Annotated in this window: 14 protein-coding genes; 5 read left to right on the forward strand and 9 right to left on the reverse strand. The window is 69.9% G+C overall.

Annotated features, from left to right (window positions below):
• Nucleotides 1–443 precede the first annotated feature (443 nt).
• Both gltX and F1D61_RS03950 read right to left on the reverse strand, forming a co-directional pair.
• Nucleotides 444–1790 (reverse strand): glutamate--tRNA ligase, encoded by a 1347-nt coding sequence (gltX, locus tag F1D61_RS03945; RefSeq protein WP_203156603.1) that lies wholly within the window; start codon nt 1788–1790, stop codon nt 444–446.
• A gap of 81 nt (nt 1791–1871) precedes the next feature.
• On the reverse strand, nt 1872–2801 hold the full coding sequence (locus tag F1D61_RS03950; protein ID WP_203156604.1) for an AEC family transporter: 930 nt from the start codon (nt 2799–2801) through the stop codon (nt 1872–1874).
• Nucleotides 2802–3145: 344 nt separating this feature from the next.
• On the opposite strand from F1D61_RS03950, the gene F1D61_RS03955 reads away from it, so the two are divergent.
• The 4 genes from F1D61_RS03955 (at nt 3146) to F1D61_RS03970 (ending at nt 7252) form a co-directional block, all read left to right on the forward strand.
• A complete protein-coding gene (locus F1D61_RS03955; protein ID WP_203156605.1) occupies nt 3146–3400 on the forward strand; it encodes a hypothetical protein in 255 nt (84 codons plus the stop codon).
• Nucleotides 3401–3415: 15 nt separating this feature from the next.
• Nucleotides 3416–3691, forward strand: coding sequence for an adenylosuccinate synthase (locus tag F1D61_RS03960; protein ID WP_203156606.1), 276 nt, complete (start codon nt 3416–3418; stop codon nt 3689–3691).
• A gap of 443 nt (nt 3692–4134) precedes the next feature.
• Nucleotides 4135–5868, forward strand: a complete 1734-nt coding sequence (gene poxB / locus F1D61_RS03965; RefSeq protein ID WP_203156607.1) for a ubiquinone-dependent pyruvate dehydrogenase — start codon at nt 4135–4137, stop codon at nt 5866–5868.
• A 445-nt stretch (nt 5869–6313) separates the two neighbouring features.
• Nucleotides 6314–7252 carry a pirin family protein gene (locus tag F1D61_RS03970; protein WP_203156608.1) on the forward strand — a complete coding sequence of 313 codons (939 nt, stop codon included), beginning with the start codon at nt 6314–6316 and terminating at the stop codon, nt 7250–7252.
• Between the two features lie 83 nt (nt 7253–7335).
• Here the strand turns inward: F1D61_RS03970 and F1D61_RS03975 are convergent, their stop codons facing one another.
• From F1D61_RS03975 to F1D61_RS04005, 7 genes are all read right to left on the reverse strand, one after another.
• The gene (locus tag F1D61_RS03975; RefSeq protein ID WP_203156609.1) at nt 7336–8364 is read right to left on the reverse strand and encodes a CobW family GTP-binding protein; all 1029 of its coding nucleotides are present in this window, start codon (nt 8362–8364) and stop codon (nt 7336–7338) included.
• Complete coding sequence (locus F1D61_RS03980; protein ID WP_203156610.1) at nt 8361–9971, reverse strand: amidohydrolase family protein; 1611 nt, start codon at nt 9969–9971, stop codon at nt 8361–8363. The genes F1D61_RS03975 and F1D61_RS03980 overlap by 4 nt, the downstream gene beginning before the upstream one ends.
• 26 nt (nt 9972–9997) lie before the next feature.
• Nucleotides 9998–10825, reverse strand: a complete 828-nt coding sequence (locus tag F1D61_RS03985) for an ABC transporter permease (RefSeq protein WP_203156611.1) — start codon at nt 10823–10825, stop codon at nt 9998–10000.
• Between the two features lie 226 nt (nt 10826–11051).
• Entirely contained in the window at nt 11052–12077 is a 1026-nt protein-coding gene (locus F1D61_RS03990; protein ID WP_203156612.1) for an extracellular solute-binding protein, read from the reverse strand.
• The gene (locus tag F1D61_RS03995) at nt 12074–13159 is read right to left on the reverse strand and encodes an ABC transporter ATP-binding protein (protein ID WP_203156613.1); all 1086 of its coding nucleotides are present in this window, start codon (nt 13157–13159) and stop codon (nt 12074–12076) included. Before F1D61_RS03995 ends, F1D61_RS03990 begins: the two co-directional genes overlap by 4 nt.
• Nucleotides 13159–14001 (reverse strand): ABC transporter permease, encoded by an 843-nt coding sequence (locus F1D61_RS04000; RefSeq protein ID WP_203156614.1) that lies wholly within the window; start codon nt 13999–14001, stop codon nt 13159–13161. Before F1D61_RS04000 ends, F1D61_RS03995 begins: the two co-directional genes overlap by 1 nt.
• Nucleotides 14002–14134: 133 nt before the next feature.
• Nucleotides 14135–14791, reverse strand: a complete 657-nt coding sequence (locus F1D61_RS04005) for a TetR/AcrR family transcriptional regulator (protein WP_203156615.1) — start codon at nt 14789–14791, stop codon at nt 14135–14137.
• Nucleotides 14792–14913: 122 nt separating this feature from the next.
• On the opposite strand from F1D61_RS04005, the gene F1D61_RS04010 reads away from it, so the two are divergent.
• The gene (locus F1D61_RS04010; protein WP_203156616.1) at nt 14914–16158 is read left to right on the forward strand and encodes a metal-dependent hydrolase family protein; all 1245 of its coding nucleotides are present in this window, start codon (nt 14914–14916) and stop codon (nt 16156–16158) included.
• Nucleotides 16159–16257 lie beyond the last annotated feature (99 nt).

Raw genomic sequence — 16257 nt, forward strand, 5'->3', positions numbered from 1 at the left:
TCGATCTGCGATCGACTAACACCTCAGGATGAGGTGGAAGGGTAGGATATCTCCTGATTTTTCTCAGTTTTTGTCAAATCACGTTGCTCAAACAGGCTCTGAGGTGCTGCGAAGCAGCCTCGAAGGAGGGCTCCAGGGGTCGCGGAGGCTTCTGGAAGCCTCCTTCGAGGTCAGTCGATCTCCGATCGCGTGCGATCTCTGATCGCCAACACCTCAGGATGAGGTGGACAGATAGGATATCCCATGATCCCCCTCTGTTTGGTCGGACCGATCCGCTCAAACAGGCTCCCAGCGGTTCTGGCTTCCGGGCTCCGCTGCGCGGCCCCGGAATGACGCAGACGGTGTCGATATGGTCGAGACAATCGAAGCCTGGATTCATCGAAGCATCGTCTTCGGCGAACCGGCATCCACCGTGCCGACCCACGCTCCAGACCGCACGCCCGTCAGCCCGTCTTGCCGCCCAGCCGCGCCGCCGCCCGCTCGCGCCCGATCAGCGGCAGCAGGCCGGCGAGGTCCGGGCCGTGGTCGAGGCCGGTGAGCGCGAGGCGCAAGGGGAGGAACAGCGCCTTGCCCTTCAGGCCGGTCGCCGTGCGGACCGCCTCCGTCACCCGCTTCCAAGTCGTGGCATCCCAGGGCTCCGGCGGCAGCGCATCGCGCGCGACGGCGAGCAGGTCCGGATTCTCACCGGTCACCGGCGTCACCGGGCCCTCGACCACCCGCCACCACTCGGCGGCCTCCGACACCCGGGTCAGGTTCGCCCGCACCACCTCCCAGAAGGCTTCTCCCCGCCCGGGCGCGACGCCGAGGGCGGCAAGCCGCCCGGCCACCGCCGCGTAGTCCAGCCCATGCACGACCCGGGCGTTGAGGCCGTCGAGCTCGTGCTCGTCGAACTTCGCCGGCGCCCGCGAGACGTGGGCGAGGTCGACGAGGGCGGCCAGCTCGTCGAGATCGGCCACCGGGCGCACCGCCTCGGCCGAGCCGGTCAGCACCGCGAGCGCCGCCACCGCCATCGGCTCGTAGCCGGACTCGCGCAGGCCCCGCAGGGAGAGGTGGCCGAGGCGCTTCGACAGGCCCTCGCCGCTCGCCGTGGTGAGCAGGTTGTGGTGGGCGAAGACCGGCACGGCCGCGCCGAGGGCGGAGAAGATCTGGATCTGGACCGCGGTGTTGGTGACGTGGTCCTCGCCGCGGATGACGTGGGTCACGCCGGTCTCGGCGTCGTCGACCACCGAGGGCAGGGTGTAGAGGTAGCTGCCGTCCTCGCGGATCAGCACCGGGTCGGACAGGCTGTCGGCCTCGACATGGCACGGCCCGCGCACGAGGTCGTCCCAGGTCACGGTGCCGGGATCGAGGCGGAAGCGCCAATGCGGCCGGCGTCCCTCGGCCTCGAAGGCGGCGCGCTCCTCGGGCGTAAGCTTCAGGGCGGCGCGGTCGTAGACCGGCGGCAGGCCGCGCCCGAGCTGGCGCCGGCGGCGGCGCTCCAGCTCCTCGGCGGTCTCGTAGGCCGGGTAGAGGCGGCCCGACGCCTTCAGGCGCTCGGCGGCCGCATCGTAGACCGCGAGGCGCTCCGACTGGCGGAACATCCCGTCCGGGACGATGCCGAGCCAGCCCAGATCCTCCTCGATCGCCGCGGCGAACTCGGCCGTCGAGCGCGCCGTGTCGGTGTCGTCGAGGCGCAGCCAGAACCGGCCGCCCGCCCGGCGGGCGAACAGCGCGTTGAACAGGGCCGGCCGGGCATTGCCGATATGCAGGAAGCCGGTGGGCGAGGGAGCGAAGCGAACGACGGGTGCCATGGCGGCTCTCGTAGAGCATCGGCGGAGCGGGGCGCAATCGGGCGTTTCCCCCCGGGCGGCCGGATCAGGCGAGCCAGGAAGTCAGGCCAACCAGGCGACGAGCAGCGACACGGTGACGACCGAGGCGATGTGCGAGAGCAGGATGGCGCCGGAGGTCACGCCGGCTTCCAGCCCGTAGAGCTTGGCGAGCGTGAACGGCCCCGAGCCGATTGGGAGCGCGCTGAGCAGCACCGCAGCGCGCGCCCACAGGTCGGGCACCGCGAAGACCTTGTAGACGAGGAGGGCGGTCACCGCTGGTTGCAGCACCAGCTTGAGGACGACCAGCACCGCCATCGGCCGCGTGTCCGAGACGACCACCCGCTCCTGCGCCAGGAACAGCCCGATGCAGACGAGGGCACAGGGCGAGGCCGCGCCGCCGAGGAGCGTCGTGAACCGCTCGATCGGCGCCGGCACGGTGAGCCCCGTGAGGCCGACCGCGAGGCCGGCCAGCGGCGCGATCAAGAGCGGGTTGCGCACCAGCGCCCGCACCACCTTGCGGCCGGTGCCGGACCCCGCGCCCTTCTGGAGGTCGAACTCGATCAGCACGATCGCGAACAGGAACAGCACGCAGGCGGTGAACAGGGTCGCGATCACCGCCGCCGGCAGGCTCGCCGGCCCGAACACCAGCAGGCAGAGCGGGATGCCCATGAAGCCGACATTGCTGTAGCCGGCATCCAGCCCCTCGATGCAGGCCTGGGCGCTGCGCAGCGATCGCCCGCGCCCGAGCCCGTAGGCCACCGCGAAGGCCGCCGCGATGCCGCCCGCGAAACCCGCCGCGAACCCGACCTGGGCGACCTGGTCCGGGGTGATCTTCGCCATCGCGCCGAAGATCAGCGCCGGCAGGGCGAGGTAGATCGCGAACCGGTTGAGGCTGTCGGCGGCGGCCGGCCCGAACAGGGCGGTGCGGCCGCACAGGAATCCCGCCAGGATCAGCGCGAAGATCGGGAGCGCGGCGTTGAGGACGGCCTGCATCGGGAAAAAAGCCGGGGAGGGGTGCCGAGGGCAAAGCCGCCGGCGGGACTCCGCTGTGGTCCAGCTTGCCGGGCGGTGCAAGGGTGGCGGGAGGGCGGGGGGCCTGCGTGGTCCGCGGGCCGTCACCCTGTCGAGGTGGGGCGGGGATCGAGCCGGGACGGTTCGTTCCAGCCGACCTATAGAGTCCCGAGCGCCGATGCGCGATCGGCCGCGACGAGGCGCGCGGTGGAGCGGGCCCGCGCGATGGTCTAGAACGAAAAAAGAACAGGTGGGCCGGAGCGTTACGGCCATGGCGACGGCCCGGAGATGCCGGGCCCTGCGGTGAAGGGTGGCGGGAGAGCGGAATGACGATGCGGACGACCTTCATGGTCCAGACGTTCGAGATTCACCGGAAGCGGTTGCGGCCGGGCGCGCGCGACGTGACGCCGACGGAGAGCGGGGCGCTCAAGCGGGCGGAGGCGATCGCCGGGCGGATGCCGGGCGCGGCCGCCCTGCGCATCGTGGCGGATGACGAGACCGGCGAACTCGAGAGCGTGACGATCCTCGGCACCTTCGGGGAGATCCCGGAGGATTTCGCCGAGCAGGTCAGCGGCGGTTGAACGAGGAGAATCGAGATGGCCTTCAAGCCGAAATCCGCGGCCGAGACCAAGGCGGCGGAACTGGCCGCGATCCTGATCCGGATCGCCGACCGGGAGGGCGCGCCGGTCCAGATCGGCGTGGACGAGCTGCGGCGGGCGAGCCCGCGGCTGACGCCGCTGGCGATCGGGCAGATGTTCCGCCGGCACCGCGACGACCTGGAGGCGGCCCTGGCGGAGCGCGGCTACACCCTCGTCGATTATGCCGACCAGGGGCCGGGGCGCGGGATGGAATTCGAGATCGCACCGGCCTGACCCGGATACGGCCGCGCTTCATGCGCCGGGCGCATGGCACCCCGCACGAAAGTCCGGATGGTGCAGTGCGAAAAATCATGGCATAGACAACTCACGCAAGGACGCGATGGCGTCGCGGACTTGCCAGCCCTCTTGGGCGTTTCCTCCCTAGACTTCGGGCCACTCGCAAGGGTGGCCTTTTTTCTTTTCAGCGTCTTGTTGTGCCAATCGCCTTCCGCCGCCCTCTTCGAGGCGGCCGGAATCCGGCGAGGACATGGCTGCGCCCGTCGCCGTCCGGCGGCACCCCGCGCAGGCCGTCCATTCGCTTGCCGCAGCGCCCTCGCATCCCCTTCCGGCGTTTGCGCCCTAGTTCCGGTTCCGGGACGGGGCGCCTCGGAGAGACATCGTTTCCTCGCCCGCAGCGGCCGGGCCGCTTGCGGCGCGATGCGCAGGAGCAGCGTATCATGACGGGCCGCAACGTCGCCGATCTCTGCATCGAGACCCTGGAACATGCCGGCGTGGAGCGCGTCTACGGCGTCGTCGGCGACAGCCTGAACGGCCTCACCGAGGCGATCCGGGCGAGAGGCAAGATCCGCTGGGTGCATGTGCGCCACGAGGAGGTGGCGGCCTTCGCGGCCTCCGCCGAGTCGCAAGTCACCGGCGGGCTCGCGGTCTGCGCCGGCTCCTGCGGGCCGGGCCATCTCCACCTCATCAACGGCCTCTACGACGCCCACCGCACCCGCACGCCGGTGCTGGCCATCGCCGCCCACATCCCCTCGGCGGAGATCGGCACCGGCTATTTCCAGGCCACCCACCCCGAGGAGCTGTTCCGGGAGTGCAGCCATTACTGCGAGCTGGTCTCCGATCCGGCGCAGCTGCCATACGTCCTGGAGATCGCGATCCGCACGGCGGTCGCCAAGGGCGGCGTCTCGGTGGTGGTGATCCCGGGCGACGTCGCCCTCAAGGACGCGCCCGCGCGGGCGCTCGCGGCGCCGGCGACCCTGGCGCCCAAGCCCCCGATCGTCCTGCCGCCGGCCTCCGACCTCGACGCGCTCGCCGACCTCCTCGACGGGGCCGGGAAGGTGACCCTGTTCTGCGGGCGCGGCTGCGCCGGGGCGCGGGACCAGGTGATCCGCCTCGCCGAGACCCTGAAGGCGCCGGTGGTGCACGCGCTCGGCGGCAAGGAGCATGTCGAGCACGACAATCCCTACGATGTCGGCATGACCGGGCTGATCGGCTTCTCCTCCGGCTACGCCGCCATGGAGGCCTGCGACGCCCTGCTGCTGCTCGGCACCGATTTTCCCTACCGCCAGTTCTATCCCGAGACGGCGAAGATCGCCCAGATCGACATCCGGCCGGAGAATCTCGGCCGCCGCTGCCGCCTCGATCTCGGCCTCGTCGGCGATGTCGGGGTGACGATCGCGGGCCTGCTGACGCGGCTGAAGCCGCGTGCGGATTCCCGCCATCTCGACCGGTGCCTGAAGCACTACGCCAAGGCCCGCGAGGGCCTCGACGACCTCGCCACCGGCAAGCCCGGCCGCAAGCCGGTCCATCCGCAGCACCTGACCCGGCTGGTGAGCGAGGCGGCGGCGCCCGATGCGGTGTTCACGGCGGATGTCGGCACGCCCACCATCTGGGCGGCGCGCTACCTCGCGATGGCGCAAGGCCGGCGGCTGATCGGTTCCTGGACCCACGGCTCGATGGCGAACGCCATGGCGCACGCGATCGGGCTCCAGGCGGCACAGCCGGGCCGTCAGGTGATCGCGCTCGCGGGCGACGGCGGCTTCACCATGCTGATGGGCGACCTCCTCACCCTGGTGCAGGAGAAGCTGCCGGTGAAGGTGGTGGTGTTCAACAACGGCACCCTCGGCTTCGTCGAGATGGAGATGAAGGCCGCCGGCTATCTCGAGACCGGCGTCGCGCTCCAGAACCCGGATTTCTCGGCCATCGCCCGCGCCGCCGGCCTGCATGGCCGCCGCGTCGAGGATCCGGGCGAGCTGGAGGGGGCCATCGCCGAGATGCTGGCCCATGACGGCCCGGCCCTCCTCGACGTGGTGACGAACCGTCAGGAGCTCGCCATGCCGCCGCGGATCCAGGCCGAGCAGGTGAAGGGCTTCAGCCTCTACGTGATGCGGGCGGTGATGAACGGCCGCGGCGACGAGGTTCTCGACCTCGCCAAGAGCAACTTGATCCGGTGAGAGCGGGAGTTCGAGAGCGTCGGTGAAGGATGGGTTTGGAATTCCTCCACTCCGAGAGCCTTCTTGATTGGCTCGACAGCGGCGACATCCTCCTCGTCATTCCGGGCCGCGACAGCGGAGCCCGGAATGATGTGAATGATTTGAGATATTAATATGACATCCACATGGGATTTGATCGCTTCGGGTTTGACAATAAATATTATCGGAAAAATTATGGATATTCAGGGGAAAGACAAAATTCGTGCCTTCCTTCTTTTCCGGACAGCCGCCGACCGGTGAGGCCTGGTGCTTCGGCAATCGGTCCCGGCTCTCGATTGCTGCGAGTGCCGAAACGATGCGTTTCGATCGTTTCCATTTTCAAGTCGCGTGTTAGGCCTCAATCTCTCTCCGATCCGGCGCCTCTCCGAAGCGGGATGCCGGGCCGAATCGAGAAGGAGTAAGCGCGATGAGCTGGCACAGTGCCGACGATCCGGTCCCCGGCGATCATTTCAGCTGCGACGCGATTCAGACCCTGATCGTGCCGCGCTCCCGCGACCTCGGCTCCTTCGCGGTGCGGCGGGCGCTGCCCTCGACACAGTGCCGGATGGTCGGCCCGTTCATCTTCTTCGACCAGATGGGACCGTCGGAATTCCTGCTCGGGCAGGGCATGGACGTGCGGCCGCATCCGCATATCGGGCTGTCCACCGTGACCTACCTGTTCGAGGGCGAGATCATGCACCGCGACAGCCTCGGCACCGAACTGCCGATCCGTCCGGGCGAATTGAACTGGATGACGGCCGGGCGCGGCATCACCCATTCGGAGCGCACCGGCGGCGCCCTGCGGCAGACGGGCTCGCGGCTGTTCGGCCTCCAGAGCTGGGTCGCCCTGTCGGCGCGGGACGAGGAGACCGCCCCGGCCTTCGAGCATTACGACGCCGCCTCGCTGCCGATCGTCTCAGGCGAGGGCAAGACCGTCCGGCTGATCGCCGGCGAGGCCTACGGCGCGCGCTCCGCCGTGCGGACCTCGACCCCGATGGTCTATGCCGACGTGGCGCTCGAGGCCGGCGCCGTCCTGCCGCTCGATGCCGATTACGACGAACGCGCGATCTACACGGTGTCGGGCGCGATCGAGATCGCCGGCGACGGCTTCGGCCCGGGCCAGCTCCTGGTCTTCCGCCCCGGCGACCGGATCAGCGTGCGGGCGAAGGAGGCCTCCCGCTTCATGGTGCTGGGCGGCGAGCCGATGGACGGGCCGCGGCACCTCTGGTGGAACTTCGTCTCCTCGCGCCCGGAGCGGATCGCCCAGGCCAAGGAGGATTGGCGCCAGGGCCGGTTCGACACCGTGCCGAACGACGCCGAGTTCATCCCGCTGCCCGAGGATCCGCCACCGGTCCGCTATCCGTGACCGGGCGGGAGGGAGCCCGCGACCGCCGGCCCCCATCGACGCGAAGGCGCCCTGCTTCCACGGGTCGACGTGACGAGAGGCCGTCAGCCTGGGACGACCTCCGCCCGCGGCATGCCGGCGCCCGCTCGCGCGAAGGGGCTGTCCGGCACACGCGGCGCGAGCCGGAACAGGCCTTTGGGCGCGACCTCGTCCAGTTCGCCCACGCCCAGGTCGCGGGCGATCACCACCACGAACGGCGCCGCGTCCTCTCCGGGCCGGCCGAAGGGGCGCGGGCGCGAGAACAGCGTGCCGACGCTCTCGACCAGCAGCGGACGGTCCGCTTCGACGACCCCCACCAGCCCCTTGAGGCGTAAGAGCCGCTCGCCGAGATGGCCGGCGAGGTTGTCGAGCCAGGCCGCGAGGTCGTCGTAGGGGAGGGGGCGGACGGGCCGGGCGAGCCAGATTGCGATGCGGGGATGGGCGCCGCCGGCATCCGGGGCCAGCAGCGCCGGATCGAGGCCGGCGCCGGGAAGCGGCGCGAAGGCCGCCGCGACCGTGGCCGAGCGGTCGGGATCGGCGATCGTGTCCGCGAGCGGGTTGAGCCCGCCGATCTCCGCCCGGACCTCGCCGAGGCGATCCGGCGGCGCGGCGTCGAGCTTGGTCACGACGATGCGGTGGGCGGCGGCCCATTGCGCCGCGGCCTCCTCGAAGGCGGTCGTCCCGGGGCCGCGGAGCGCATCGTAGGTGGCGACGACCGAGACCCGCATCGGGAACCCGGCGAGGCTCGCCAACTGGCGCAGGACCGGGCCGGGCTTCGACAGCCCGCTCGTCTCCAGCACGATTCTCCGGAGGGGCCCCGACGCCCCGGGCCGCTCGGCGGCGAGCAGAGCCTCGACGGTGCGGGCGAGGTCGCTGGTCATCTGGCAGCAGACGCAGCCATTCGCCAGCATGGTCATCGGCACCTCGCCTGCGGTCTCGCGCAGGATCAGCCCGTCGAGGCCGATCTCGCCGGCCTCGTTGACGATGATCGCGGTGTCGGCGGCCTCGGGACGGGTGAGGTAGTCGCGCAGCAGGGTCGTCTTGCCGGAACCGAGAAAGCCGGTCAGCACCACGACATCGAGGATGTCGGTCACGGCGCCGCCTGATCCGTCTTGGCGTATTTGGCCGGCACCGCCTCGTCCCAGGTCGCCTTCACCAGGTCGCGCACGTCGGCGAGCAGTTCGGCGGTATCGTAGATCACCCCGTCCTTGATCGTGTATTTGAGGCCCCGGTGCCAGGTGGCGCCGTTCGTCGCCTCGTCGAGGCGCAAGGCCCCGGTGCCGTAGAGCAGCTTGAAGTCGGTGAGCGGGTTGTGGTCGTGAACCAGCAGGTCGGCACGCTTGCCGACCTCGACGGTGCCGATCTCGTCCTCGAGCCCGCACAGGGCGGCACCCTGCGAGGTCGCGGCGCGCACCACCTCCAGCGGGTGGAAGCCGGCCTCCTGCAACAATTCCAGTTCGCGGATATAGCCGAAGCCGAAGATCTGGTAGATGAAGCCCGAATCCGAGCCGGCGCAGACCCGGCCGCCGCGGTTCTTGTACTCGTTGATGAAGGCCATCCAGAGCCGGTAGTTCTCCTTCCACTCGATCTCGTTCTGGGTCGACCAGCGATACCAGTACGAGCCGTGGCCGCCGCGCTGCGGCGTGAAGTAGTCCCACATCGACTTCCAGGTATACTCCTTGTGCCAGTCGGCCTGGCGCGCCCGCATCAGGTCGCGGTTGGCGTCGTAGATCGTGAAGGTCGGCACGAAGGTGAAGCCGAGTTCCAGGAACCGCTCCAGGGTCTCGTTCCATTTCTTCGAGCCCGGCTCGGCGCCCTGGCGGAACATCTGGCCGGAGACCGAGAAGCGGAAGTACTCGTCGTTGTAATCGTAATCGAGCGGGAAGTTCTGCACCACCCGATCCTCGAACAGGGCCTCGGGCAGGCCGTAATAATGCTCGGCGCTGGTCAGGCCCCAGCCGGCGGTGGTGAGCGCGTTCATCCGCGTCACTGCCATCTGGGCGTGGTGGCAGCCGGATTTGAGCCCGAGCTTCGCGCATTCGTCCAGCGCCGCCTCCATGATGGCGGGCGGCGCGCCGAAGAACTTCACCCCGTCGGCGCCGCGTTCCTTCAGCTTGCGCAGCCACGCCCGCCCCTCCTCGGGGGTGTGGATCAGCTTCAGCATGTCGTTGACGGCCGGGAAGTAGCTGTAGGCCAAGAGCCGCGGCGCCGCGATCTCGTTGGCCGCTGCGCGCTTCTTCTGGTCGAGCATCCAGTCGAGGCCGTTGAACGAGCCCATCTCGCGCACCGTCGTCACGCCGTGGGCGAGCCAGAGCTTGTAGACGTACTCGACCGGCGGCACCCAGCCGTTGGCGGCGTGGTAGGCGACGCCGGCATGGGCGTGGCAATCGACGAAGCCGGGGGTCACCCACTTGCCGCGGCAATCGATCTCGTGGTCGCCGGGTGCGGGCCGGTTGGCGGTGTTCGCGAGGTTGCCGGTGACCTTCTTCAGCTGAACGATGCGGCCGTTCTCGACCACGATGTCGGTCGGGCCGATCGGCGGCGCGCCGGTGCCGTCGATGACCGTGGCGGCCCGCAGCACCAGGCGCTTGTGCGGCCCGATCCCGCGGTCGCGGGAGGTCGAGGGCACCAGGGGCGGCTGGCCGGCCCTGGCCCGCTCGGCGGCGAGTTCGTTGCCGGCGAGAATGGGGGCGTCGCTCATGGTGTCCTCCGGACTTCTTGTTAGCTCTAGCGCGCGTAGCGGCGGCCGAGAAGCGCGGTGCCGAGCGCCGTCAGCACCAGGGTCGCGGCGAGCAGGATGAAGGCCAGGGCCGCCCCGAACGGCCAGTTCGTGCTCTTCGAGAACTGGTCGTAGACGGCAGGCGCCATCATCTTGAACTGTGACCCGCCGAGCAGCACCGCGGTCGCGTAGGTGTTCATGCAGAGAATGAAGACCAGGACGCAGCCCGCCACCGTGCCGGGCAGCGCCAGCGGCCACACCACCCGGCGGAACACCGTGAAGGCGCTGGCACCCAGATTGGCCGCCGCCTCCTCGACCGCCCGCGGGATGCTCTCGATCACCGAGGACAGGGTCAGGATCATGTAGGGCAGCACCACGGCGATCGTGCCGATGGCGACGGCGCCGGGCGTGTAGATCAGTTGCAGCGGCGCGGCGATCACGCCGAGGCCGCGCAAGGAGGCGTTGATCAGCCCGTCATTGCCCAGAAGCCCGAGCCAGCCCGCCGCCCGCACGACGTTGCCGACCAAAAGCGGGATCAGGGTGAGCACGGTGGCGAGGCTCTTCCAGCGGCTCTCCATCCGGGCGAGCCGGTAGGCGGCGGGGAAGCCCAGCGCCAGGGTCAGCGCCGTGCAGGTGAAGGCCATGACGAGCGTCGTGCCCATCACGCCGCGGTAATACGGGTCGGCGACGGCGTCGAGGTAGTTCTGCGCCGTCGTCGCCTCGATCATCAGCTGCGTCGGGCTGTATTCGTTGAGCGAGATGCGCGCGAGCAGTACCATCGGGCCGACGAGAAGTGCGGCGACGACGAGAACGGCCGGCAGGATGAGGGCGAACACGGGCGGAAGTCTCGATCTGAGCCAGTCGGCTGGGGGACACCCATCCCACCCGCGACCTCATCCTGAGGTGCGAGTGAAACGAGCCTCGAAGGAGGGCTCCAGGGACCTCGCGATCACTGGAGCCCTCCTTCGAGGTCAGCCGATTTTCAATCGGCTACACCTCAGGATGAGGGTGTGGAGAGGATGAAGCGGAGTGTCGGTGAGGCCGTGCGGCCGCTCCGACAGCCTACCCCTTGAACTCCTTGTTCCAGAAATCGTTGAACGCCGCCTGCTGCGCCTGCATCGTCGCGTAGTCGATCGGGCGGAGCTTGGCCTGCTGGGCCTCCGTCAGGCTGATCTGCCTGGCCAGATCTTCCGGGAGCTTGGCGTCCTTGACGGTAGGCACGTAGCCCATCTTCCGGGCGAAGGCGACCTGCGCCTGCGGGTCGAGCATGGCGTTCAGGTACTTGAAGGCGCTCTCCTTGGCGCGCGAGTTCTTCGGCACGCCGGCCTCGAACAGGATCGGCAGCGCGCCTTCCTCGGGGATCGCCATCTCGACCGGGATGCCGGCCTGCTTCCACATAAAGCCGCGGGCGAGCCACATCATCGAGATCCACACTTCCTCGGACTTGAGCGCCGCGGCCAGGGCCTCGTTCGACGGGTAGACCTTGGGGTCGAGCTTCTTCAGGTCCATCAGGGCGGCCTTGCCCTTGGTGAAGTCGGTCGGCGTTCCGCCGGCCCCGATATTGGCGCCGGCCATGTTGAAGTTCCACAGGATGTCCGAGAAGCCGACCCGGCCCTTATATTTCGGATCGAAGATGTCGCTGTAGCGGGTCGGCGGGGTCGTGACCTTGCTCGGGTTGTAGAGCACGACCAGCGCCGAGTAGATGTGCGGGATCGAGTGCGGCTTCCGGAAGACGTCGACCACCTGCGATAGGCGCGGCACCTCGGCGGCCGGCACGGTCTCCAGCACGCCGAGCTGGCTCAGCATGTAGCTGTCGATGTCGTTGATGCAGGCCACGTCCATGCTGGCGCGGCGGCTGGTGCGCTCGGCGATCAGCTTGGTGCGGCGGGCATCCTGGTTGGCGATGTCCTGCGACACCTCGATGCCGAGCGGCTTCATCAGCGGCACGTCGATGTTCTGCTGGAGCAGCGCGCCGTAATCGCCGCCCCAGGTGCCGACGACGATCGGGCCGGCCTCGGCCCGGGCGGGGAGCGTGCCGGCAAGGCCGAGGGCGGCGCTGCCGAGCAGGATGTTGCGACGGGTGATCATCGGGCGGGGCTCTCTGAAGGCATGACGCGGGACGCGTCGGCGCTGGGAATCACGCGGGCCGCATCCGCGGCCCAGGAGATGCGGACCGGATCGCCGGCGGCGAGGCGGCGGCGGGGATCGTCGGGGAGCGGCGTCGGGCTCACCGCGACGATCGCCTCGCCGGCGAGGTCCAGGTGGTACTCGGTGCGGGCGCCGAGATAGGTCACGGCCCTGAGCCGCCCGGTGCCGCCCGCGTCGGGCGCGACCTCGATCCGCTCGGGGCGGATCGCCAGGAGGCCGGTGCGGGCGGTCGCGTCGGGGGCGCAGGGGACGGCGGCGCCGCTCGTCAGCCGGAACACGTCGGCGCCCTCGCGTACGCCGTCGAGCAGGTTGCAGCGGCCGACGAAGCCGGCGACGAAGGTGTTGGCCGGGCGCTCGTAGAGATCCTCCGCGCTGCCGACCTGGAGCACGCGGCCATGCTCCATCACCACCAGCCGGTCTGCCATGGCGAGCGCCTCGTCCTGGTCGTGGGTGACCATCAGGGTGGTCAGCCCGAGCCGCCGCTGCAATTCGCGGATCTCCAGGCCGACCTCGGACCGGAGCTTGGCGTCGAGGTTCGACAGGGGCTCGTCGAGCAGGAACACCGCCGGGCTCACCACCAGCGCGCGGGCGAGCGCCACCCGCTGCTGCTGGCCGCCGGAGAGCTGGCGCGGCAGCCGGTCGGCCAGGGCGTCGAGCCGCACCAGCCGCAGGGCCTCGGCGATGCGCCGGTCGCGCTCCGCCCGGCCCACCTTCCGCATCTCGAGCCCGAAGCCGACATTGTCGGCGACGCTCATATGGGGAAACAGCGCGTAGGACTGGAACACCATGCCGGTGTCGCGGGCATGCGGCGGCAGCCGCGTCACGTCGCGCCCGCCGATCACGACGCGACCGGCGGTCGGCTCGATGAAGCCCGCGACCATCCGGAGCGTCGTGGTCTTGCCGCAGCCGGAGGGGCCGAGCAACGCCACCAGCTCGCCCTGGCGGATGTCGAGGTCGACGCCAGCGACGGCCTTGGCGTCGCCGTAGCTCTTGGTGACGCCGTCGAGGAGGAGGGTGCCCATCAGACGATCCGCGACAGCTTCACGAACCGGTCGGTGACCAGCATCAGGATCGTCACCATCAGGATCTGCGCGGTCGCGACGGCGGCCAGGGTCGGGTCCATTCGGAATTCCAGGTAGCTCAGCATGGCGACGGGCAGGGTGGTGCGGCCCGGGCCGACGAGGAGGAGGTTGAGTTCGAGGTTCTCGAAGCTCGCCACGAAGGAGAACAGGGCCGCCGCGACGATGCCGGGCCGCAGCATCGGCAGGGTGATGCGGCGAAACACCGTGAAGGGCCTGGCACCGAGATTGGCCGCGGCCTCTTCCGCCGCGCGGTCGAGGCCGGCGAGGCTCGCGGTGACGAGGCGCACCGTCCAGGGAATGGTGATGAGGACGTTCGCCGCCACCAGGCCGCCGAGCGTCGCCTTGATGTCCATGTCGAGCCAGTTCTCGGCCCGCAGATAGAACATGTAGAGGGCCGAGCCCGCGACGATCGCCGGCACCGCCAGCGGCGCCAGCAGGAAGGTGCTGATGAGGCCCCGCCCCGGGATGTTCGCCCGCACCAGGGCGAGCGCCGCGGCGGTGCCCAGCGGCACGCCGATCGCGGTGGCGGCGAGCGCGATCTGGAGCGAGGTGAGAAAGCCGCGGGCGAAATCGCGCTGCGCCCAGGCGTTGAGGTACCAGCGCCAGGTCAGGCCCTCGGGCGGGAAGGTGACGATCTCCTGGTCGAAGAACGAGGTGACGACCACCATCACGATCGGCGCGAACACTATGGCATAGGCGAGGACGACCGCCGCCAGGACGGCGAGGCGGCCGAGCCGGGCCGAGAGGCCGGGCCCGGCGGGGGAGAGGGTGGCGGCGCTCATCGGGTCGCGGTGGTTGCTCGGATTTCGGAGAGTGACGGCAGCTGACTGATTTGTAGGACAGGTGTCCGCCCTTTTGGCAAGATGGACGCCGGTCCCGTCGGCAACGGACCTGTTGGCAAGACGGGTGCCACGCTCATGATGCCGACGCGCCGCGAAAGCGCGGCCCTGCGAAGGCCGCATCGCCGGCAGGCCCTGCGATGAGCAGCGGCAGCACCGCCTTCCAGGCCTCGATCAGGTCGCGAAAATAGTCGGGATCGGGCCGCAGCACGGTCTGCACGCCCATGCCGCGCATCAGGTTGACGGTGAGGTTGAGGATGATCCGGGCCTCCCGCGGCGGCCGGGACTCGGCATCGCAGAACTCGACCCAGATCGCGTCGAGGGCGGCGTGGAAGCGCTGCACCACCGGGATCAGGCAGCGGCGCAGGTCCGCATCGGTGCGCGCCTCGTTGATCAGTTCCAGCGAGAGCTGGAAGAACCGGCCGGAGAAGAGCGGCCACAGGAACTCGACGAACTCGGCGAGCGGCAGCGCGCCCGAGCGCACGTCCTGCGACATCGACCGGATCTCGGCGGTGCCGTCGTCGAGCAGGGTCTCGAGCGCCGCCCGCATCAGGTCGGCCCGGGTCGGGAAATGGTGCAGCAGCGCCCCGCGCGAGACCTGCGCCCGCTCGGCGATCGCCTGCGTGGTCGCGGCGTGGTAGCCGACCGCAAACATCTCGTCGATCGTCGCGCGTACCACCCGCTCGCGGGTCGCGAGGCTGCGGGCCTGGGGCGGCCGTCCGGTCTGCGTCACCGATCCTCACGGGTGCCTGATAAAAAAACAAGCTTGCCTGTTTTTTTCTCGCTGTCCAGTGTGCCGCACGATTCCCGCGCGCTCGCCCCCGGGCCGCCCACATCACGATAAGGACCGCCCGCATGAGCGCCGACCTCGTCCTGTTCCGCAACGCCCGGGTCCTCGACGGCACCCACGACACCGCGCTCGACGGCCACGACGTGCTGGTCGAGGGCGGCACCATCCGGGAGGTGTCGGACAAGCCGCTCAAGGCCGCCGCGGCCCGCGTGATCGATCTCGCCGGGCGCACGCTGATGCCGGGCCTGATCGATTGCCACGTCCACGTCATCGCGACGATCCCCGATCTCGGCGCCAATGCCGAATTGCCGGATTCGCTGGTGGCGTTGCGCACGGCCAGGATCATGCGCGGGATGCTGATGCGCGGCTTCACCACCGTGCGCGACCTCGGCGGCGCCGATCATGGGCTGGTGATGGCCGTGAAGGAAGGCCTGATCGACGGCCCGCGCCTGGTGATCTGCGGCAAGGCCCTGTCGCAGACCGGCGGCCACACCGATTATCGCGGCCGCTACCACGCCCGCGACGTGAGCCATTACGGCACCAAGCTCGGCGCGCTCGGCCGGGTCTGCGACGGGGTCGACGCCGTGCGCCGGGTGGCGCGCGAGGAGATCAAGGCCGGGGCGGACTTCATCAAGATCATGGCCAATGGCGGCGTGTCCTCGCCGACCGACCCGATCGCCTTCCTTGGCTACTCGGTGGACGAGCTGCGGGCGATCGTCGAGGAGGCGAACAACGCCCAGACCTACGTCGCCGCCCATCTCTACACCGACGCGGCGATCCGCCGGGCGGTCGAGTGCGGGGTGATCTCGGTCGAGCACGGCAACCTGGTGACGCCGGAGACCGCGCGGCTGATCCGCGAGAAGGGCGCCTACGTGGTGCCGACCAACGTCACCTTCGACGCGCTCGCCAAGGAAGGGGCGAGCCTGGGGCTCCCGCCGGCCTCGGTCGCCAAGATCGAGGACGTGCGCGAGGCCGGGCTCAAGGCCCTCGAGACCCTGCGCGAGGCCGGCGTGATGATGGCCTACGGCACCGATCTCCTGGGCGAGATGCACCGCCACCAGTCGGAGGAATTCGTGATCCGCGGCCGCTGCCTGCCGGCGATCGAGGTGATCCGCTCGGCCACGATCAACGCCGCCAAGGTCGTGCGCCTGGAGGGCAAGGCCGGCGTGGTGGCGCCCGGCGCCTTCGCCGACCTGATCGTGGTCGACGGCGATCCCCTCGCCGACCTGTCGCTGCTCACCGGCCAGGGCCGTCACATGCGGGCGATCATGATCGACGGGCGCTTCGTGAAGGACGAGCTGGCGGCCTGATGCGGCGCGTCGGCGGACCGGAGAGCCCCTGTCCCGTTCGAGGACAGGGGATCCCGGCTTCGCTCGGATCCGCGCCTCAGCGGAGGCGCGACCTGGCCG

The sequence above is a fragment of the Methylobacterium aquaticum genome (assembly GCF_016804325.1).
GTDB lineage: Bacteria > Pseudomonadota > Alphaproteobacteria > Rhizobiales > Beijerinckiaceae > Methylobacterium > Methylobacterium aquaticum_C.